Annotated in this window: 29 protein-coding genes; 24 read left to right on the top strand and 5 right to left on the bottom strand. The window is 39.4% G+C overall.

Annotation, left to right across the window (positions count from 1 at the left end; genetic code table 11):
- Window positions 1–3: 3 nt before the first annotated feature.
- The 5 genes from DPC56_RS03415 to DPC56_RS03395 all read right to left on the bottom strand — a co-directional run bounded on the left by DPC56_RS03415 (window position 4) and on the right by DPC56_RS03395 (window position 3,342).
- Window positions 4–942, bottom strand: a complete 939-nt coding sequence (locus DPC56_RS03415) for a transcription initiation factor IIB (protein WP_181454371.1) — start codon at window positions 940–942, stop codon at window positions 4–6.
- Window positions 939–1,208: a Gar1/Naf1 family protein gene (locus tag DPC56_RS03410; RefSeq protein ID WP_112093659.1), complete on the bottom strand. Its 270-nt coding sequence runs from the start codon at window positions 1,206–1,208 to the stop codon at window positions 939–941. Before DPC56_RS03410 ends, DPC56_RS03415 begins: the two co-directional genes overlap by 4 nt.
- 99 nt (window positions 1,209–1,307) lie before the next feature.
- On the bottom strand, window positions 1,308–2,372 hold the full coding sequence (locus tag DPC56_RS03405) for a UPF0104 family protein (protein WP_112093658.1): 1,065 nt from the start codon (window positions 2,370–2,372) through the stop codon (window positions 1,308–1,310).
- A 21-nt stretch (window positions 2,373–2,393) separates the two neighbouring features.
- Window positions 2,394–3,047: an RraA family protein gene (locus DPC56_RS03400; RefSeq protein WP_112093657.1), complete on the bottom strand. Its 654-nt coding sequence runs from the start codon at window positions 3,045–3,047 to the stop codon at window positions 2,394–2,396.
- 4 nt (window positions 3,048–3,051) lie between these two features.
- Complete coding sequence (locus DPC56_RS03395; RefSeq protein WP_112093656.1) at window positions 3,052–3,342, bottom strand: DUF211 domain-containing protein; 291 nt, start codon at window positions 3,340–3,342, stop codon at window positions 3,052–3,054.
- Between the two features lie 158 nt (window positions 3,343–3,500).
- Between DPC56_RS03395 and DPC56_RS03390 the strand changes: the two genes are divergently transcribed.
- The 24 genes from DPC56_RS03390 (at window position 3,501) to ahaH (ending at window position 20,479) form a co-directional block, all read left to right on the top strand.
- A complete protein-coding gene (locus DPC56_RS03390) occupies window positions 3,501–3,947 on the top strand; it encodes a toprim domain-containing protein (protein WP_245923859.1) in 447 nt (148 codons plus the stop codon).
- Between the two features lie 28 nt (window positions 3,948–3,975).
- On the top strand, window positions 3,976–5,118 hold the full coding sequence (dnaG, locus tag DPC56_RS03385; RefSeq protein WP_112093654.1) for a DNA primase DnaG: 1,143 nt from the start codon (window positions 3,976–3,978) through the stop codon (window positions 5,116–5,118).
- Window positions 5,119–5,128: 10 nt separating this feature from the next.
- Window positions 5,129–6,634, top strand: coding sequence for an ATP-binding protein (locus tag DPC56_RS03380; protein WP_112093653.1), 1,506 nt, complete (start codon window positions 5,129–5,131; stop codon window positions 6,632–6,634).
- A gap of 40 nt (window positions 6,635–6,674) precedes the next feature.
- Entirely contained in the window at window positions 6,675–7,571 is an 897-nt protein-coding gene (xerA, locus tag DPC56_RS03375; protein ID WP_112093652.1) for a site-specific tyrosine recombinase/integron integrase, read from the top strand.
- A 129-nt stretch (window positions 7,572–7,700) separates the two neighbouring features.
- Window positions 7,701–8,672 (top strand): permease, encoded by a 972-nt coding sequence (locus DPC56_RS03370; RefSeq protein WP_245923858.1) that lies wholly within the window; start codon window positions 7,701–7,703, stop codon window positions 8,670–8,672.
- Window positions 8,673–8,685: 13 nt separating this feature from the next.
- Window positions 8,686–8,916 carry an MTH895/ArsE family thioredoxin-like protein gene (locus DPC56_RS03365; protein WP_112093650.1) on the top strand — a complete coding sequence of 77 codons (231 nt, stop codon included), beginning with the start codon at window positions 8,686–8,688 and terminating at the stop codon, window positions 8,914–8,916.
- Window positions 8,917–8,930: 14 nt separating this feature from the next.
- Complete coding sequence (locus tag DPC56_RS03360; protein WP_112093753.1) at window positions 8,931–9,125, top strand: hypothetical protein; 195 nt, start codon at window positions 8,931–8,933, stop codon at window positions 9,123–9,125.
- Between the two features lie 2 nt (window positions 9,126–9,127).
- Window positions 9,128–9,886: a pyrroline-5-carboxylate reductase family protein gene (locus tag DPC56_RS03355; RefSeq protein ID WP_112093649.1), complete on the top strand. Its 759-nt coding sequence runs from the start codon at window positions 9,128–9,130 to the stop codon at window positions 9,884–9,886.
- A 4-nt stretch (window positions 9,887–9,890) separates the two neighbouring features.
- Window positions 9,891–10,802, top strand: coding sequence for an ATP-binding cassette domain-containing protein (locus tag DPC56_RS03350; protein WP_181454370.1), 912 nt, complete (start codon window positions 9,891–9,893; stop codon window positions 10,800–10,802).
- Window position 10,803: 1 nt separating this feature from the next.
- Window positions 10,804–11,538 carry an ABC transporter permease gene (locus tag DPC56_RS03345; RefSeq protein ID WP_112093647.1) on the top strand — a complete coding sequence of 245 codons (735 nt, stop codon included), beginning with the start codon at window positions 10,804–10,806 and terminating at the stop codon, window positions 11,536–11,538.
- A gap of 14 nt (window positions 11,539–11,552) precedes the next feature.
- On the top strand, window positions 11,553–11,999 hold the full coding sequence (locus tag DPC56_RS03340; RefSeq protein WP_112093646.1) for a universal stress protein: 447 nt from the start codon (window positions 11,553–11,555) through the stop codon (window positions 11,997–11,999).
- Between the two features lie 9 nt (window positions 12,000–12,008).
- The gene (locus DPC56_RS03335) at window positions 12,009–12,356 is read left to right on the top strand and encodes an ArsR/SmtB family transcription factor (protein WP_112093645.1); all 348 of its coding nucleotides are present in this window, start codon (window positions 12,009–12,011) and stop codon (window positions 12,354–12,356) included.
- A 353-nt stretch (window positions 12,357–12,709) separates the two neighbouring features.
- On the top strand, window positions 12,710–13,351 hold the full coding sequence (locus DPC56_RS03330; protein ID WP_181454379.1) for a biotin transporter BioY: 642 nt from the start codon (window positions 12,710–12,712) through the stop codon (window positions 13,349–13,351).
- Window positions 13,329–13,808, top strand: coding sequence for a DUF1284 domain-containing protein (locus DPC56_RS03325; RefSeq protein ID WP_181454369.1), 480 nt, complete (start codon window positions 13,329–13,331; stop codon window positions 13,806–13,808). The genes DPC56_RS03330 and DPC56_RS03325 overlap by 23 nt, the downstream gene beginning before the upstream one ends.
- A complete protein-coding gene (locus DPC56_RS03320) occupies window positions 13,786–14,319 on the top strand; it encodes a THUMP domain-containing protein (RefSeq protein ID WP_112093642.1) in 534 nt (177 codons plus the stop codon). Before DPC56_RS03325 ends, DPC56_RS03320 begins: the two co-directional genes overlap by 23 nt.
- Before the next feature lie 125 nt (window positions 14,320–14,444).
- Entirely contained in the window at window positions 14,445–14,870 is a 426-nt protein-coding gene (locus DPC56_RS08170; RefSeq protein WP_112093641.1) for a hypothetical protein, read from the top strand.
- Window positions 14,815–15,099, top strand: coding sequence for a potassium channel family protein (locus DPC56_RS03310; protein WP_112093640.1), 285 nt, complete (start codon window positions 14,815–14,817; stop codon window positions 15,097–15,099). The genes DPC56_RS08170 and DPC56_RS03310 overlap by 56 nt, the downstream gene beginning before the upstream one ends.
- 310 nt (window positions 15,100–15,409) lie before the next feature.
- Window positions 15,410–15,706 carry a TIGR04076 family protein gene (locus DPC56_RS03305; RefSeq protein WP_112093639.1) on the top strand — a complete coding sequence of 99 codons (297 nt, stop codon included), beginning with the start codon at window positions 15,410–15,412 and terminating at the stop codon, window positions 15,704–15,706.
- The gene (locus DPC56_RS03300; RefSeq protein WP_245923857.1) at window positions 15,685–16,050 is read left to right on the top strand and encodes an Mth938-like domain-containing protein; all 366 of its coding nucleotides are present in this window, start codon (window positions 15,685–15,687) and stop codon (window positions 16,048–16,050) included. Before DPC56_RS03305 ends, DPC56_RS03300 begins: the two co-directional genes overlap by 22 nt.
- A gap of 115 nt (window positions 16,051–16,165) precedes the next feature.
- Complete coding sequence (locus DPC56_RS03295) at window positions 16,166–17,485, top strand: MmgE/PrpD family protein (protein ID WP_112093637.1); 1,320 nt, start codon at window positions 16,166–16,168, stop codon at window positions 17,483–17,485.
- On the top strand, window positions 17,482–18,390 hold the full coding sequence (locus DPC56_RS03290; protein WP_112093636.1) for a peptidase: 909 nt from the start codon (window positions 17,482–17,484) through the stop codon (window positions 18,388–18,390). Before DPC56_RS03295 ends, DPC56_RS03290 begins: the two co-directional genes overlap by 4 nt.
- Entirely contained in the window at window positions 18,387–19,229 is an 843-nt protein-coding gene (locus DPC56_RS03285) for a fumarate hydratase (protein WP_112093635.1), read from the top strand. The genes DPC56_RS03290 and DPC56_RS03285 overlap by 4 nt, the downstream gene beginning before the upstream one ends.
- 10 nt (window positions 19,230–19,239) lie before the next feature.
- A complete protein-coding gene (locus DPC56_RS03280; RefSeq protein WP_112093634.1) occupies window positions 19,240–20,049 on the top strand; it encodes a citryl-CoA lyase in 810 nt (269 codons plus the stop codon).
- Window positions 20,050–20,164: 115 nt separating this feature from the next.
- Window positions 20,165–20,479, top strand: a complete 315-nt coding sequence (ahaH, locus tag DPC56_RS03275; protein WP_112093633.1) for an ATP synthase archaeal subunit H — start codon at window positions 20,165–20,167, stop codon at window positions 20,477–20,479.
- Window positions 20,480–20,486: the final 7 nt, after the last annotated feature.

Here is a 20,486-nt window from a genome sequence, read left to right as displayed (position 1 = left end):
ATTTTACAAGGTCACACCCATATCCAATTGTTCTGTCAATTCTTTATACCTGTTTCTTATTGTTACCTCGGTTACACCTGCAACTTCTGCAACATCCCTCTGTGTTTTCCTTTCACCAAGGAGTACTGATGCTATGTAAAGTGCTGCTGCAGCAACCCCAGTTGGGCCTCTACCAGATGTCAGACCCTTTTCCATGGCCTTTTCGATTATTTCAATGGCCTTTGATTGGACTTCCCCTGATAATCCTAATTCTGTTGCGAATCTTGGCACATAATCTACAGGTGATGTTGGAGGCAATTTAATGTTTAATTCACGTGTTAGGAACCTGTAAGTGCGGCCGACTTCCTTTTTACTCACTCTTGAAATCTCCGCGATCTCGTCGAGCGTCCTTGGAACATTGCATCTTCTACATGCGGCATAAAGTGATGCTGCAACCACTCCTTCGATACTTCTACCCCTTATAAGTTTGTTTTCAACCGCCTTCCTATATATCATTGATGCAGCTTCCCTCACGCTCCTTGGAAGTCCAAGATTTGAAGAATCACGATCCAATTCGCTCAGAGCATATGCTAAGTTTCTCTCTGTAGCGCCAGAGATTCTGATTTTTCTCTGCCATTTTCTTAGCCTGTACCATTGAGCCCTGTTCCTTGCTGGTATGTCTCTACCATAAATGTCCTTGTTTCTCCAATCTATCATTGTTGACAGGCCCTTATCGTGTATTGTATAGGTTAGAGGTGCTCCTACTCTCGTGCGTTTGTCGCGTTGTTCATGGTCGAATGCTCTCCATTCTGGGCCCATGTCTAGGAGGTTATCGTCTATGACTAATCCACATTTTCCGCATACTATCTCGGCTCTTTCATAGTCTCCTCTAAGGTCTTCGGATCCGCATTCTGGGCATCTTGTTTCCTTTTCAATCCTTGAAATCTCCCTTTTCGTTTTCATTTTTTCCTTTTTCGTTTTTTTCGCCCCCATTCTCTTTCTATATATAAATTTTCTCCAACTCGTTTCTCAATTTTTTTCGAATTTATTGCACGAACTGGTTTTATTAGAATATATGGCATTTTTGTCGGGCCGAAGACATCGTGGACTTTACCAAGCAGTTGGCCTTCTGATGTGAAGACCTTGGCTCTGAAGGGTGGTGTGCTCCTTGAACGTGCTATGATATTACCTCGTTTAGAAACGTGTGAAATTTTCCCAAGCACTCTCATAATTATAACCGAAAATTTTATATATTATAATCTTAAAGTGGTTATATATAAATTTTTCGGTAATTTTTGAATAGTGGCCACGCCTAAAAAAACTCCTATTCAAATTCTTTGATGATTTCTTATGATAATTCTCCCATAATATACTGCAGCGATAAAACCGAAAAAAGTCGGGGTTATGTAACTGGCTAACCTATCAATAACACTCGCTGCCATCACATAATCCGCCGATATACCAGTAACCGCAAAAAGGGCGACAAGTATACCCTCCCTCAATCCAAGAGAACCTGGAAGTAATGGTAAAAGTGATATTAAAATCCCCACAGTATAGATTATAATCAATGGAGCTATCGGAGGCTCCACGCCGATAGCCTGAAAACAAATATAAATACGAGTTAAATCAAGAAACCACATAATCAAGGAAAGTAAAAAACCTATTACTAACACCCTTCTGTCAGTTAATGCCATTGAAAATCCACTACTAAACCTATTAACATAAAAGATTATTCTATCCTTCAAATTTCCAAATTCAAATCTTCTACGAGTTATATTCCTAATGAAAGGTAAAACAGACTTCATTATACTCAAAACTATCCTCTGGGCTACATCCCGCCTAGTTCCAGCATAGATCGCCACTGAAAAAACTATTATGGTAAATATTATAAGGAAACTCACTATGAAACGAGTCCAAATAGAAACTTCCCATGTCATGATGAGAATAGCTGAAAGTAAAGATATTATAGCAAAGGGTATGAATTCAAACACTCTATCCGCGGTTGAGGATGCGAAACCTATCTCAAAGGGCGTTCCCCTAAGTTCAAAGAGAAGATAAGCCCTCAAAGGTTCCCCCCCAGCAGCCCCTGGGGTTATATTATTCCCAAAAATGCTTGCAAGTAACATGAAAAATAAAGAAGAAAACTTAGGAGACTCATCTACAAGGTTAAGTATCAACCGCCAACGAAAAGTCCACAAAACAAGTATCATACCCTCAAACACAAAATTCAAAACCAAAAAAGACGGATCAACCCCCTCCAGTGCTAAAAGTATCTTATTAAAACCAGCGAATAAACCTAGAATGAATATTAAAATTGCAACAACCAAGAATGATAATATAATAGTCTTTTTATGCTCTCTTATATAATCAAAAATGCCTTGACCCTCTTCCATCCTCTAAACTTCCCATGAGGGTTATTTTAAACCAAGAATCCTTGAAAGTGGGATACCATCCTCTATTTGCCTTCTTATATCAGATTCCTTATCCTTTATCCTTAAAGCCTCTTCCATTACAATATCTAGGAGTTCTCGGGGGACTATCACTATACCAGAATCATCACCAAAAACATAATCCCCAGGCCTGACCTTCACACCTTCACATTCCAATTCAATATTCACTTCACCCAAGGCCAGAGGTTTTCCCGCATTTGGTACAACCTTCTTCGAAAAAACAGGAAAATCCAATTTGCCAATAGCATCAAGGTCCCTACAAGCCCCATATATGATAGTACCAGCAATCTTTTTTTTCTTAGCGGTTTTAGATGTTAATTCACCCCACACTGCATTATCATCCCCTTCGGCCATTATAAATATAACATCTGATTCACTTGCACAATCAATGGCTTTAACTGACGTCCCCCAATCATAATCTTTCGTCTTCGCCGTTACTATAGGTCCGAAGATTTTCCTCTTATTCAATGGTCTCAAGGAATGTATAGCACCATTATAACCAGAAATCTTATGGAGAGCATCAGAAATTTGGGGTGTTGAAAATCTAAAAAAGGGAGCTTTTTCACCAGTAAAATTTTCAAGAAGTTTCCTAGGTGATATTTTACCCTCTATCTTCATAAGATCAATCCTGTGGTGTTGTAACCTCTTCCACCATGACTTTACCAGCCACGACCTCATCTACACTGTGTATTGATCCACCATACTTTTCAATGGCCTCTGTTATCTCCTCAAAATCTAGGTCGTTTCCTTGTATGGTTACCTTAATGTTCTCTGTTTCCTTGTCAATTTCCATAAGGGTTATATTAACGCCCTCAACACCCTTAAGCTTGCTCAAATATATTGCATAATATGGGATTATAGGATCATGGGGTTTTAGTATGTCCAACACGATCCTAATAAGCCCTTTCGCCACCTTATTTTCCTCCAAAAAATTTTATTACCTTTTCCTTAATTTTCTCTATTAACTGAGGAGATATTTAAAGTTTATAGTCCCACTATGGAATTGGCGCTCGCCTATTCTTTAGATTTATTTAGATTTATATATTAGTATATCATATAATATAGATACTAATGGTTATTAAAGGTTTTAACATGACACTGGGAAGATTACAGCGCTTGAACGAAGAACTAGAGGAACTTAGATATTGCAGTAAACAAGGGATACCAATTCTGATAGAAGGGAAAAGAGACGAAGAAGCTCTTCAAGAACTTGGAATTCATGGCAAATTCGTAAAAGTTTCAGGGTCATCATCAAATTTATCCGAAATTGCAGATTCGGTTGCCAGATCATCATCAATGGTGATAATTCTCACGGATTTTGATAGGAAGGGTAACCAACTGGCAAAGAGACTCCGGAGAGAATTAGAGAGCCTAGGCTGTTACCCGAATTTACAGATACGCAGAAGGATAATGGGGATGACAAGAAAATACATAAAAGACATACAAAGTCTTCCCAAATACATACAAAGACTAGAGATGGAGATCTCCCCATACCATTTCCAAACCTCCATCTACTAACAACCAACAAACTCATGGGAGGATTATTATGGGAAAAGAGGAAATAAGCACAACTAAATACCTTATTCACGCTCAAATTAACGCTAACGGGATTGTTGAAAAACCAGACGTAGTAGGCGCAATATTCGGACAAACAGAAGGATTACTAAGCAACGACCTAGACCTTAGAGAATTGCAAAAAACAGGAAGAATAGGAAGAATCAAAGTCAACATAACATCAAGAGGCGGTAAATCAAAAGGAGAAATAATAATACCATCAAGCCTAGACAGAGTCGAAACAGCCATACTAGCAGCATCACTAGAAACCATAAACAGAGTAGGACCATGCGAAGCCTACATACAAGTTACAAAGGTCGAAGATGTAAGAGCAGTGAAAAGAAAAAAAGTAGTTGAACGTGCAAAGGAAATATATGCCAGTATGATGGAAGAAGTGGCGCCAGAAAGTATCAAGATGATAGAAGAAGTCAAAGAGGCCATGAGAGTCCATGAAATAACAGAATACGGTGAGGAGAAACTGCCCGCAGGCCCCAATGTAGCCACATCAGATGCAATCCTAGTCGTGGAAGGAAGATCAGACGTCCTAAACCTCCTAAAACATGGTATAAAAAATGCAATCGCAGTCGAAGGCGTGAACATACCCAAGACTGTCGCAGAACTCACCCGCAAAAAAACAGCAACGGCCTTCGTAGATGGTGACAGGGGCGGAGAACTCATCCTAAAAGAACTCCTACAAGTAGCAGACATAGACTATGTTACAAGAGCCCCCAAAGGAAAAGAAGTAGAAGAACTCGGAAAAGACGAAATAATGGTCGCCCTCAGAAACAAGGTCCCAGTAGAACAAATCTACCACGAACTAGGCATGCCAGCGAAAAGCAAAAAAACAGAAGACAAAATGGTATTATTAAAAAACATCCTCGAAGAACTAGAAGGCTCAGGTAACGCTGAAATCCTAGATGACGCCCTTAACATCCTAAAAGAAGTTAGAGTCGAAAACCTTTACGACGAATTAAAGAATGTCAACAACCACCCATATGCAATAGTATTTGATGGTGTGGTAACACAACGTTTAGTTGACATATCATATGAGAAGGGAGTAAAATATTTAGTAGCCATAAGAAGTGGCGAAGTCGCGAAAAAACCCCAAAACATCAAGATAATAACAAATAATTGAAGGATTTAAAATGTATGTTGACATGCGGAAGGAAACCCTAGATGATATTGAAAGTACAGAGGATATAAAAATACCAGAAGATCCCCTAGAGAGAGTTATAGGCCACGACAATATAATGCCAATGATTAAAATTGCCGCGAAACAGAAAAGAAACCTATTACTCGTCGGCCCCCCGGGCATAGGTAAATCACTCCTTGCACAGGCAATCTCATACCATCTACCCAAACCATCTGAGGAGATAATAGTCGTACACAACCCAGAACAACCCGAAAGACCATTCGTAGAAATTAAAACCCGGAAAGAGATAGAAAACGAACTATTAGAAATGGAAATGGCCGAAGGGGAGTTAATAGACCCTCAAAGCGCTCCAGATGCTGTGGCTGAGAGGCTTGGGTTCAAGTGCGTCCACTGTGGCGAATATAGTAGCGCATATACCAGCATATGCCCCAAGTGTGGAGGGGAAAAATTCGCCCACATCAACGCTAGACGAAAACACCTCGGGGATTTGCTGGGAATGTTCGAGATGAATTCCAACAACCTCAAAGTCCCCCAAAAGAGAGTTACAACAACAAGGATAATAAATGGTGTAGAAGAAGTAGTCATCTACGAAAGAGTGGGCGGAGACGAAATAAAGGTGCTCGACCAAAGAGCATTAGAAAAGAGAAGACAGATGGTGGAAGAAAAGCCAAGAAACGTAATAGTCCCATTAGAGCGGAAAACATTCATCCAAGCAACAGGAGCCAGTGAAACAGAACTCCTAGGAGATGTGAGACACGACCCCTACGGGGGACACCCAGACCTTGGATCACAACCCTACGAGAGGGTAGTACCAGGAGCAATACATGAAGCACACGAAGGAGTACTATTCATAGACGAAATAGTCCACATTGCAAGCCTACAAAGATACATATTAAGTGCAATGCAAGACAAGACATTCCCAATCATCGGAAGAAACCCCCAAAGTGCCGGGAGCTCCGTTAGAGTTGAAAATGTCCCATGCGACTTCATATTTATAGGTGCATGCAACATCATAGACTTACAATACATATTACCACCCCTCAGGTCAAGGATACAAGGTGAAGGCTATGAGATACTCATGAACACAACAATGCCAGACACCCCAGAGAACAGGGCAAAACTAGCACAATTCGTAGCACAAGAAATAGAAATAGATGGCAAAATACCCCCTGCAAAAGTAGACGCAATAGAGCTCATAATAGAGGAAGCAAGGAAACGTGCAAGGGTCATTGACGACATGGAAGATTCATTAACACTCAGACTCAGAGACCTTGGGGGAGTTGTGAGAATGGCAGGAGACCTTGCAGTAATGGAAGGAAGCGAATACATAACAAGCAAACATGTACAAGCCGCCATAAAAAAAGCCATCCCAGTAGAAGAACAGATAATAAAAAAATACAAAAGCTATGAGAACGCACTCCAAAAAGATCTCACAAGTTCCCAACACATACGCAAATTCCCAGAACACCATGAAAACATAGACAGAAGCTACATGTAATTTCTAAACTGGGTCCACACAGATAAAGGGGAACTTGAATATGGAAACTAGAAGTGGCCCACAAAATATCCTCAAAGACTTCCCTGAAATGATAGAAGACTATCTAATCGACCTAGAAATTAGAAATTATTCCCCAAACACCATAAAAACTTATAAATCCATCATAGACAATTTTTACAGGTTCTTAATTGAAGAAGGGTCGGATAAAAACATTCTAAGATCATTCAAGAAATATATAAGATATCTGAAAAGGGAGAAAAAAGTATCCCAAAATTACATATACCTTGTAACTATAGTTGTTAAAAAATTCTTCGAATTCCACAAAATGGAGCACCTAAAAGATATTAAAACCCCAAAAAGGGCAAAATCACTCCCAAAATCACTGAACGAAGATGAAGTGAAAAAACTAATAGATGCTGTGCAGGCCATAAGCGACTCAAAACAGCAAAAATTTACAAAAACACGAGACAAACTCATACTCTCACTACTTTATTCTTCAGGATTAAGAGTCTCGGAACTTGTATCCCTCAAAGTAAATGACATAGACCTTAAAGATAGGACAATACGCATAAGGGGTAAAGGTAACAAAGACCGCATAGTACTATTCGACCAAAAAACAAAAAAACTAATCAAAGACTACCTCAATGAGAGAATCCATGAAAGCGAATACCTATTCATAAACCGCTTCGGCAAACCACTAACAGCACGCTATGTCCAGATAACCATAAAAAATTATGCGAAAAAGGCAGGGATCAAGAAAAAAGTGACACCGCACATACTAAGACATTCATTCGCAACACACCTCCTAAAAAACGGTGTTGACATAAGAGCCATACAACAACTCCTCGGACACTCCAACCTGTCAACAACACAAATCTATACAAGCGTAGACATGGTAACACTAAAAAACCTTTATGACAAGGCCAAACTCCTATAAAAACCATACTTCCACTGTAAAAAAATTAATCTTCCAGTTAGGGGATAAGTTTTATATACTATAATATAGTAAGTTTTATACCACACATATATATCAATAAATTTGAATATATTAATGGAGGTATTTTTTGTGGTGCTGCAAGAACTCGCCGATTACATAACATACAATCTCCTCGGACTTGAACCTTCATCACACCTTGGAAGTGCTGTGAACTTCTTTATCTATGACACGACAAAAATACTCATACTCCTCACAGTCCTAATATTCGCCATATCATTTATCAGAACATATATACCACCACATAAGGTTAAAGAAACCTTGGAAAAGAGGCATAAATATACAGGGAATATAGCAGCAGCCCTTGTAGGAATAATAACACCATTCTGTTCATGCTCAGCAGTACCACTATTCATCGGGTTCGTCGAAGCAGGAGTACCACTCGGCGCAACATTCTCATTCCTCATATCATCACCCCTAATAAACGAAATAGCAATAATACTCCTCCTAGGTTTATTCGGCTGGGAAATAACAGCCATATACATAATATCAGGTTTGATAATAGCCATAATCGGCGGCATAATAATAGGAGAATTAAGATTAGAAAACCAACTCGAAGATTATGTCTATGAAACGCTCGAAAAGCTGAAGAAACTTGGAAATCCAAACATTGAAACACCAGACCCCACTTTGAAGGAAAGATACATCATAGCAAAAAACGAAACAAAAGACATACTACGAAGAGTAACACTCTATATTATCATAGCAATCGCTATAGGCGCATGGATCCACGGATACGTGCCACAAGACTTCCTCATAAAATATGCCGGTCAAGAAAACTTCCTAGCGGTCCCTGTAGCCGTTCTAATAGGAGTACCATTATATTCAAATGCAGCAGGAACCATACCATTAATATCAGCCCTCATCGAAAAAGGCATGGCCATTGGAACAGCACTAGCACTTATGATGTCAATAACTGCACTTTCACTCCCAGAGATGATAATATTAAGGAAGGTTATGAAACCAAGACTACTCGCTCTATTCATAGCAATACTTGCAATTTCCATAACAATAACTGGTTACATATTCAATTTCATATTATAGAGGTGAATAAGAGATGAAATTAAGAATTTATGGAGTTGGATGCGCAAACTGTGAAATACTTGAAAAAAACACCAAAGAAGCTGTAAAAGAGCTTGGAATCGAAGCAGAAATCGAAAAAATAGACGACATTGACGCGATATTAGAATCTGGTATAACAGCCCTCCCAGCGCTCGCAATAGATGGTGAAATTAAAGTCATGGGTAGAATAGCGTCAAAAGAGGAGATAAAAAACCTCCTATCCTAATGGTGGTGATATTAATGGCAAAAGAAGAGAAAGGTTTCGAAGCCAAAATCAAAGCCATGACAACTGGCGGCTGCGCATGCATGACAGGAATCTTGGAAAAGAAAGCTTCAACCCTAAAAAAAGTGGTATGTAAAGGATGCGGGAAAGTGTTCAGGACAAACAGGGACACAGAATACTGCTATGATTGTCAAAAGAAATTGGGCCGATAAATATGAAGATCGCATTCATTGGAGGAGGAAGGATTGTAAGAATAATCCTAGATGGGCTTAAAAGGGCTGACAGTCTACCAGAGAGTATATCAGTCTATGACAAAGATGAAAAGGCCTTGAAGAGACTGGAAAGGTTCCCGATAAGTACTGGAACAGATAATAGGAAAGCAGCAGATGCGGACATAATATTCTTAGCTGTTCATCCTCCCATTATAAGATCCGTCCTCCAAGAGATAAAAGGATCCTTAAAAGACGATTCCATAATAGTGTCACTCGCTCCTAAAGTGACCATTAAACAAATACGCGACCAGACAGGATCCCAGAAAGTAGCGCGTATAATACCAAACGCGCCCTCCATAATCAACAAAGGATACAATCCAATCACATTCTCCAAGAGTATAAAAAGAAAAGAAAAAGAGAAACTACTAGAAATCTTAGAGCCCCTCGGAGAATTCCCAGAAGTCGACGAGGATAAACTCGAAGCATACGCTGTTATAACAGCAATGGGCCCCACCTATTTCTGGTTCCAACTCATAGAACTTGAAAAGTTAGCCAAATCCTTTGGAATGGATACTGATGAGGCTAAAAAGGCCATAGAAAAGATGGTGAAAGGAGCAGTTGACGTCCTTTATCATTCCCAACTCAAAAGAGATGAAATCCTAGACCTTATACCAGTAAAACCTCTAGGTGAAAGTGAGGCTGAAATAAAATCCATTTACAAGAACAAGCTAAATGCCATCTTCAAACAATTAAAAGGATAAGATTATGGTAATAGAAGTTAAAGGTCTCAGCAAAAAGTTCGGGGACATCCAAGCAGTAGACAATATAAGCTTCAACGTCAAAGAAGGTGAAATATTCGGGTTCCTCGGACCCAACGGAGCCGGTAAAACCACCACCGTAAGGATGTTAACAGGCATAATAAAACCAGATAATGGCCAGATAAACATCCTAGGCCATGATATGATAAAAGATCCTATAAAAGTTAAAGAAAAGATAGGAGTTGTCCCAGAAACCTCCAACGCATACATAGATATCACAGGCTGGGAAAATATGATGCTCACCGCCGGACTCTATGACATGCCCAAGGAAAAGGCTACCAGACGCTCAAAAGAACTCCTAGAAGATTTCGACATTTACAATAGAAGAAACTACAAGGTTAAAGGCTATTCTAAGGGGATGAAACAGCGGCTAATACTCTGCATGGCACTTCTACACAACCCTCTAATTTTATTTCTTGACGAGCCCACAAGCGGCCTTGATGTTCAAAGCAGCATAAAAATAATAGAGAAACTTAAAAAGATAAAAGAGGAAGGTAAAACAATCTTCCTGACAACCCATAACATGTGGGAGGCCGAAAAACTCTGCGACAGGATAGCCATAATAAACAAGGGAAAAATCGCGGCAATAGACAAACCAAGATTCCTTAAGGAGATAACAGAAGAAATGAAAGAGATTGAGGTAATATTCGAAGAAAAACCCGACCTTGAAAAACTAAAAAAGTTTGTCAGCATAATCCGTAGAAAAGATAAAAGTTTCATAATAGAATCTGAAGACATGACTGATACTATATGGAAGATAGGTAAATTTGCAATGGAAAATAATCTCCAGATAAAATCATTAAATACTCTCACACCCTCACTAGAAGAGGTCTTCATAAAAATAATAGAAGGGAAATAGATTGGGCCAATTAAACCGTGCGCTGACCATAACAAAAAAGAACATCCTCATATATTATCTGAAAGGGCCAGTTATAATATTCGGCGTTCTCATACCAGTATTCTTTTTCTTGGCCTTTATAACTGGGGGTAAACAGTTACCTTGGAGTTTCCTTATAAGTGGACTTACAGCCATGACAGTATTTTTCACCGCAACATCAGTATCCCCAGTAATAATGCCCTGGGAAGCCCAAATGAACACATTAGAAAGACTCATAGCATCCCCAATTTCAATCTACGCGTTAATATTCGGCGACTTATTAGCATCTATTTGCTTCAGTTTCATGATAACCATCATACCCATAATATTAGCATTAGCCACGAATGTAACAATCATGGATCCGCTAACTTTAATCTTGGGGATAATATTGGCTTCTATATGTTTTTCAGCGCTTGGAACGCTATTATCAACCCCAAGAACAAATCTTCCATCTAATATCATGATGTTATCATCTTTAATCAAATTCCCCCTAGTATTTATAAGTGGCATATTCATACCAATAGAAAGGATGGGCTGGGGAAGCTACATAGCCCTATTCTCGCCACTAACCTACACCATGGATATTATAAGATATTCAATGCAAGGAACCCATGCATATCCCATAAACATTGACATACTCGCCATAATCATCTCTATCATAATCTTCCTCACAGCCTCTGTAAAACTACACGAAGCAAACATACCATACAGAATATAGGGAGGTAAAAAATTATGTACAAGAAAATATTATTAGCCACCGATGGATCTAAATGTTCCAAGGTCGCTGCAGAACATGCTATTAAAATCGCTGAACAGAATAATGCAGAGTTAATAGTCCTAACAGTGACTGAAACATACCCGGTTGAAAAACTTCCAGTTGAAGACCTAACGCGTAAAGTGATCCAACTCTTCAAAGAAGAATCAGAAAAGGCCCTCCAGGATGTTGAGGAGATGATAAAGGAGAGAGGGTCCCCTATAAAATTTGTCTTGAAGAATGTTGAAGGAAAAGCTGCAGATTCAATCCTCAGAGTCGCTGAAGACGAAAATGTTGATCTTATCGTTGTTGGAGTTTCAGGAAAACACGCCCTTGAGAGATTCGTGCTTGGAAGCGTGTCCGAAAAAGTGGTGAGAAACGCACGAGTCCCAGTGCTCGTGGTTCGTTCAAAAAAAAAGAAATAGAGAGTTAAAATGAAATCCGATACTAAAAGGCCGACTAATGAACAGATCAAAGAACTTAAGGCGATTTTGTCAAAAATCCCGGATGATGAAACGCTTGAAAAGAATGCCTCCATTATAAAAGCGTTGGCCGATCCTACAAGGCTTAAAATAGTATACCTTCTCCAACATGGGGAACGTTGCGTATGTGAAATAATAGAAGCCCTTAAAAGGCCCCAACCGACAATATCCCATCACTTAGCCATCCTAAAAAATGTTGGGATTCTTAAATGGAGAAAAGAGGGTATATGGATACATTACAGGTTAGCAGATGAAAAAATACTAGAGCTTATAGAAAAACTACTCAAAAAAATAAAATAAACGCCAAAAAACCTTTTTTTGAAACTTAATAGTAATATCCCATCCCAGGGATGAGTTTTCCTGCTTTTCCAAAAAGGGGGGTTCGCACCCTTGTCATCCCCCATTCAAAGGATTTCATGGGAGGGTCATAATCTCCAATAGGCTCCCCTGGGCTGTCCCATCTCCCTACACACATCCTATATAAAATTTCCGATAAGGGCAGAAACATTGAGAAAGATTTCATACTCGAGTTATATAATACTATTACACTTGTTGGATGGGAGAGGTTAAATTTCATGAAATATGGGGGGAAAAATTTTATAAAAGCTAATCATGAAATAGATCACTTGACAGTTCCCATTGGAGGACTTAACGTGAACTTGGAAAATTATTACAGGAAACGTTACATGTTATTCAGATGGAGGAACAGCCAATCCTTCGTTAATAAATCTATCATGGCATTTTTCATGGCATGTCTAACAGGTTTAATGGCCCAGATTGTAATCCCACTCCCATGGACACCAGTACCCATAACAGCCCAAACATTCTCTGTTCTAATTTCGGGAATACTCCTGGGAAGATATTGGGGTGGTTTCAGCCAACTACTCTATGTATTATTGGGCATCAGCGGAATACCATGGTTCGCAGGAATGAAAGGCGGTTACAGCATCCTACTGGGGGCTAGTGGAGGATACTTGATAGGTTTTATAATAGCAGCGCTTTTCCTAGGCCACTTCGTTGACAAATACGTAAAGTCTCGGAATTTCATCCCGATGTTTGGTCTAATGCTCTTTGCAAACTTCATCCTAATATATGTACCCGGACTCCTCGTTCTAGGTTTCTGGGTGTACACAGTAAAGGGAGTCATTCCAACAATATGGGAGCTCCTTGTCATGGGTCTTCTACCATTCATCGTCGGGGATATATTCAAAATTATGGGAGCTTCCGCACTCACAAAGGCTATAACACCCAAGGAACCCTATGGTGAAGAAGTTGACATCAAAACAGGATGGTGATTGCCCCGAACTTCAGATAAGAGCACACCATCTTCTATGTATGGAGGGATTCCAAGGGTATGGATATGATAAGATTTTCACAGAAAACCTCCGAAATATCATCAGAATTCTAAAAGAGTATCCTAGGATCCCAGTTACAATAATAAGTGAAACTGATGAAATTTGTAAAATGTGTCCCAATAAAAGCAAATGTGATGGGGATGAAAACCTAAAGGCCAAGGATCAGAGGCTAATTAGACACCTGAATCTCAATATGAGAGAAACTAGATGTTACAATGAATTGCGTTCTTTAATTTATGAAAAGATAAATTTCAAAATCTTGGATGAGATCTGTGGCGCTTGTCAATGGATCAACAAATGCAAATTTTACCTTAGCCAAAAAGAAAAACTCATAGAAGATATTTTTTTAAGAATTTTGCATGGAGTGATAGAAAATGAAAATACCAGAATATTTTAACCTTCTTGTAACCGTGTGCGGTCAGAAAGGTGGAGTTGGCGGCGAGGAACTTGTAGGGATGGAAGAACTTGAACTCGCACTACAAGATTATGAATCTCCACTCAACATTAAAGATTGCCAGTTCCCTAATGTAATCTTGGTAGATCTTGCAATGGATCCTAGGGAAGCTGTGAAGATTCTTGAAAATTCACCCACAACAGTAATATCAAAGGTAGTGCCCATAGAAGTGGTGGTTAAAACAAGAAAAGACAGCATCTTGGAAAAAGCAATTGCACTTGCAAAAGAGAAAACCCAACCTGGAGACTCATTCAAAGTCATATGCGACCTCAGAGGCAGAAAGTATATAAAAACGCCAGATGAGATAACAGAAGACCTTTCAGAGCTTCTAATGGATAAATTAAGCCTTGAAAGGGATGATAACAATCCAAAATGGATAATACAAATAGAAGTAGTAGGGGATAACACAGGCATCAGCATACTAAAACCCGACGAAATTCTCAAAAAAACATAATAACCAGGGGAAATTCCTCAAAGAAAATCTGCAAAAGTCAAATACCACTTTAGAGTTAACCGCAAATATCCTACGGGACGTGAAAATGGAAAAAAACACGGAAAAAGATTAGCCTATTCTTACAAGTGTTCATACTCGCCCCAATAATCCTCGACGGATTCTTCATACTAATAAGCATACCCCTACCCTTAAAACATATAACCTTCTCCACCATCATCATCTTCGACCTTGTTACAAGCATTGTTCTAGCCATCGTATACCCATTCCGTTTGAAACATAAAATCAACTGGAAAACCCTCGTTGTCTCCATCCCATTCTATTTTATTGGCATAGATCTTCTGGGCCTTGAACCAGCCTCATTAATTCTTAAATTATTGAATTTATTGAAAGTTTTCGGGTTATTTTTCGCTATAAAGGAACTTAGCGCATCTGTCATTGGATTTGTTAAAAAGAGCAAGTTAAGTTATGGATTGACCCTTTTCATATCCCCTTTTAATCATATTCACAATCATATTCTTTATAGAAGAGGCTCCTGTCAATCCAGCTGTTAATACCTATGAAGATTCCTTATGGTATGTGCTCCAGACGCTTACAACAGTCGGCTATGGTGAAATCACCCCAGTGACCATACTAGGTCGCCTAACCAGTTTTCTGGCAATGTTAAGTGCAATTGTAATTACAAGTCTTATAACAGCATCCGCAACCTCAACGCTCATCGAAAAAATGAGAGAGGAACGCGAAAAGCTCCTAGAGGAAAGAAAGTACCAGAAAAAGAATTGATGAACTACAAAGACGGCTTGAAAGGATCGAAGAATACAACCATAAACTCATGGAAATCCTAAAGAAAAAATAGCAGCCAATTTTCATTAACACAAGAAGCTGATAACCACCCTTTATTCTAGTTGGGACTTGTCATAGATTATAATCTCCTTCCTAGGATCGAGTAAAAGTTCATCCACTTACACTTAAGGATGAATTGAAAAAATTGTATTCCTTTAAATTGTGGTGGTACCTCTAAAGGTTCCCTGAGAGTCCTAATCTAAACTCATTTATATTTTCCATGTTAAAAAGTATGTTTGGGGGAATTTATATGTTGGAGATCACGGTTCATAGGATAAAAGGGGAATGTCCAGTTTATAAAGAAGGTGACAAGATTGTGGTGGATGACCCTGAAATACTCCTAGAGGAGACAGATGCACTTTGTACTCACGCACTTTCCACCATACTCCATTATACAACCATCCTTGAGAGGAACTGGTGTCCCGTGGAACTTGGACTAACTAAAGAAAATGACCCTGAAAATGCTTACATGCAATGTGTAGATCCCGGAGAACCATATACAAACGGTGGAACTGTAATATTCAAATGCAGGAGAATAGAGAGATGAAGTTCCAAGATTGCAAATTTGGAAGTGTGAAATACAATGGAAAAGAATACAAACATGACATTATAGTGCATGTAGACGGGACCATAACACCACGAAGAAAGGAAATTTCAAGGAAAAAATATGGCACCTCACACACCCTAGCACAAGAGGAAATCCAACAGTTACTCGATGAAAACCCAGACATTATAATAGTTGGATCAGGAGTCCATGGAGTCCTGAAACTTGGAGAAATCAGCATAAAAACCAAAATCATAAAATTACCAACATGTAAAGCCATAAAAGAATACAACAGCCTAATAGAAACCGGTAAAAAAGTGGCCGCCATAATCCACGTAACATGTTAAAAGCACGAGCCCCCTTGAATTGATCCCCACACAACACCATTAATTGTTGGTTTTTGTTAGCTTTCCCCATATCACAGAAACTATTATATTTTATCCATTGGGATATCACCTTGTGATGATAACAAAAAAATTCGCTGATTTTATAATATCATTAAAATATGAGGATATACCATCTGATGTTACAGAAAAAGCCAGATTATGTTTCATGGATTTTCTCGGAGTCTCTTTAAGAGGATCAAATGAAAAAAGTGGAATTTCCGCGCTAAAAGCACTCCAACCTACTCTTGGTAAAGCGACTATTATAGGCCATGGTCATGGAGACCCATTAAATGCAAGCCTAGTCAATGGTATATTTGCCCATAGCCTTGACTTGGATGATGGCCATAGAATAGCCCACTTGCACCCTGGAGCATCTGTCATACCAGCAGCGCTTGCATTAGCAGAAAAAGAAAAGGTCAAAGGAAAAGAATTTCTCACATCTATTATAATTGGCTATGAAATATGTCTAAGCCTAGGGATTATGATAAACCCACATCATCGTAACATGGGTTTTCATTCTACAGGCACATGTGGAACCATTGGAGCTGCAGCAGCCAGTGCAAAAATTCTTGATTTGAACAAAGAAGAAACATTAAATTGCCTGGGATTGGCCGGCACTCAAGCTGCGGGTCTTCTTGAATCAGATCATAAAGGTAGCATGGGAAAACATTTGCATGCTGGAAGAGCAGCCCAATCCGGAATATTATCAGCCCTCCTTGCCAGGGAAGGTTTCACTGGAGCCGATACCATACTAGAAGGTGATGAAGGATTCCTAAATGTTATGAGTTCAGGTTATGATATAAAGGATGGGCTGGGCCATTTTCATATCAGACAAGTTTATATGAAAAAATATCCTGTCTGTAGACATATTCACTCTACTCTTGATTCAGCATCGAAGATACTTAATTCTCTAAAGTTGAAATCTGTTGATGAAGCTATGGTGGATGAAGTGATAGTCAGAACATATAAAGTGGCAGCAGAACATGACAATTACAAACCAGAGAATATGGAATTTTTGAGACAGAGTCTACCAGTTTCCCTTGCATTATTTCTATTGAATGGTGATTTAAGATTAGAGCACCTAAAAGATTTCAAATTTGCACGTGAACTCGCCAAAAAAATCAGGATCGAAACTGACAGAAAACTGGACTCTCTCTATCCTGAAAAAAGACCATCAAAAGTCATCCTAAAATTAAAAGGTGAAAAGTCAGAAGCTTTAACAATGTTACCAAGTGGAGAGCCAGAGAATCCCCTTAAAAGAGATGATATCCTTAAAAAATTTAAAATGCTAAACAGTGAATACGATGTCAAAAAATTGAAGATTTTAAATGAGATGGAATCAACCCCTATGGATGAGCTAATGGACGAATTAGACTTGGGAGGGAACAAGCAATGAACAAAAATAGAAAATTCCTTGAAAATATTGGTATAAAGAGCGGATATCCTCTCATTGAATCAAAGAAAAGGTTTATGGATGGTTCACAGTACCGTTTCGAAGTTCCAGGTATACAAAAACCTTCAACCCTCAGAGCACTCATAAACGCCCTTGATGAATATGATGTGACAATCCATCGAGTAACCCAAACAAAGGGTATAATGCTACTCACAGACCAAGAAATCCAAGAAATGGTCGAAATAGCAGCAGATGCAAGAATAGAATTATTCCTAAGCGTAGGACCCAGGGCAACCTATGATACAAGTGCAACCGCGAAAACAAGAGAAGGTTCAAGGATAGGATATCGTCTCCGGGGCTACGAAAACCTATTATACGCACTAGAAGATGTTAAGAGAGCCGCTAACCTCGGAGTCAAAGGCATAGTAGTATATGACGAAGGAATGCTATGGGTGCTCAACAAGATGAGAAAATCAGGCCACCTCCCAAAGGATCTCCACTTTAAAGTCTCTGCACATTGTGGACATGGCAACCCAGCATCCGCCCTACTACTAGAAAAGATTGGAGCAGACTCATTCAATCCTGTGAGAGACCTCCAAATACCTATGCTAGCATCCATCAGAAACACCATAAAAATACCAATAGATTTACATACAGAGAATCCAGAATCTTCCGGGGGTTTTATAAGACACTATGAAGTGCCAGATATGATACGCTACGCCGCCCCAGTCTACCTCAAAACAGGAGGCTCAATCGCGAAAAAACACGGATGGGAAACCACAAAAACAGAAGCAAAGGAAAGGATAAGACAAGTACAACTCGTACAATCAATGATAGAAAGATACTATCCAGAAGCACGAGCCTCCCCAAAGGGCAGCGAAGACCTCGCAATACCGGTGGTCAAATGAACCTTGTCACAAGAGTGAAGAACGCCCTTATAAAAGCCAGTACAAGTTATACAAATGACGTTAGAAGAGCATATAAAAGAGCCCTTAAAAGAGAAGAGAATGAAAATGCAGCTTGGATGCTCAAACTAATCCTAGAAAATGAAAAAATAGCAAGAAAAGAAAAGAGACCGCTCTGTGACGATACTGGGATCCCCCATGTTATCATCGAAATCGGAGAAAAAACCACCCCACCCAATGATCTTCTAGTCCAGATCAAAAAAGGGATAAAAGAAGGATTAAAGGAATTACCCGGAAGGCCCATGGCAGTGAAAGGAGATGATATTCAACGTATAGAGCAGAGCAGGGGCCTATATGAAGATCCTTCAATGGTAATACCCCCATCTTTTCTAATAGACACGACAAACGAAGATAGCGTAAAGATTCATATTCTAATGCTAGGTGGGGGCCCTGAAATACGCGCCCGTACATATAGAGTTTTCCATCGCCATGATAACAGAAAACTATTTGAAGAAGTTCTAACATGGATGAAAACAGAGACTCCAATGTTAGGGTGCACCCCTTGCATCCCAATTATTGGCATTGGAAGAACTCATTTTGAGGCCACTTCCCTCATGCTTAAGGCCATGGCAAATGGGGACCTTGACAGGCAATCCGAAATCGAAGAATATCTAACAGAGGCACTTAATAGGACTGGTGTAGGTAGCTTAGGACTTGGAGGATCCGTAACAGCTTTGGGTTCCTTTGTCAAGATCGGACCCCAAAGAGCTAGTGGTGTTAGGATAGTTTCCATGAGGCTCTCTTGTTGTGCAGAGCCAAGAAGGGCGACTATAATATTATGAGGTGCTACCAATGGCAATAGAGAAAAAATCGCTTGAAAAAATATTCGATGTTAACGTCTCTCGCTGGAAGACTAGTATTAGTTGGATTGAAGAAGATTTTATAGTTACGCGCGGATATTTCCAAGAAGATTTGATTGGGAATGTTTCATTTGCTGATGTTGTCTTCTTATTGTTGAGGGGTAATTTACCTTCTAAGGATGAATCCAAGATGCTTGACGCTATACTCGTATCCTTCTGTGATCATGGTGTTACACCTCCTAGCACGCAGATCGCTCGTCTAGCAGCATCCACAGGTTCTCCTTTACATGCATCTGCAGCAGCTGGACTTTTAGCCTTTGGGAAGGAACATGCCGGGGCCATCCAAGAATGTATGAAACTCCTCCAAGAAACTCTAAAGAATGATGGTAAGGTTTCTCAACTTGCAAAGGAGCTCGTCTATGATTATCTAGAAAAGGATGAGAAGATACCTGGTTTTGGTCATAGGTATCATAGGAGAGATCCTAGGGCGGCTAGGATATTGGAATTAGCGAAGGATTATAAATGTATAGGGAGACATGCGCAGTTAGCATTGGAAATAGAAAAGGTTTTAAATCGGTTAAAGAATATTAGTATGAATATTGATGGTGCTAACGCGGCAATATTGTCAGATTTAGGATTCCATTGGGAGATTGGGACAGGCATGTTCATGATAGGAAGATTACCGGGGTTGATAGCCCATATAAATGAGGAAAAGGCAGAGGAGAAGCCCTTTAGGAAAACTTTGAACTTGGGGGACATAGAATATCATGGGAGAAAACCAGATAGGATAATGAGGGGATGAAATTCCTTTAGTGATTACTCATAAAATTTATGAAATTGTTATGGAAGAGGAATGAAATAGTAAAAGATAAATATACTCATAAAATAGACCTTTCACTATACAAAGGGTGGTTTAAATGGCAACAATCGCAGAAGCTATCATGGTGATAAAAAAGGCTGAAAATGATGCTAACAGGCTAATACAGGAGTCAAAGGATAAATCATCCCAGATGATTGAAGATGCTAGGGCGAAAGCTCTGGAAATCATAGAAAGTGCCAAAAAAGAGGCTGAAGATGAAGCAGAGACCATGATATATGAGTCAAGGGCGAGGGCTAGGGAGGAAGCGAGAGAAATTTCAAGCGAAGCTAAAAGAAAAACAGAAATCCTAAAATCCAAGGCCATGGATAAAATTGATGAAGCAGCAGAACTTATCCTAAAAACAATAATCTAGAGTTGAG

The sequence above is a fragment of the Methanothermobacter tenebrarum genome, from assembly GCF_003264935.1.
GTDB classification, from domain to species: Archaea; Methanobacteriota; Methanobacteria; order Methanobacteriales; family DSM-23052; genus Methanothermobacter_A; species Methanothermobacter_A tenebrarum_A.
Note: the sequence above shows the minus strand (reverse complement) of the source record. Positions and strands in the feature narration are given on the sequence as shown.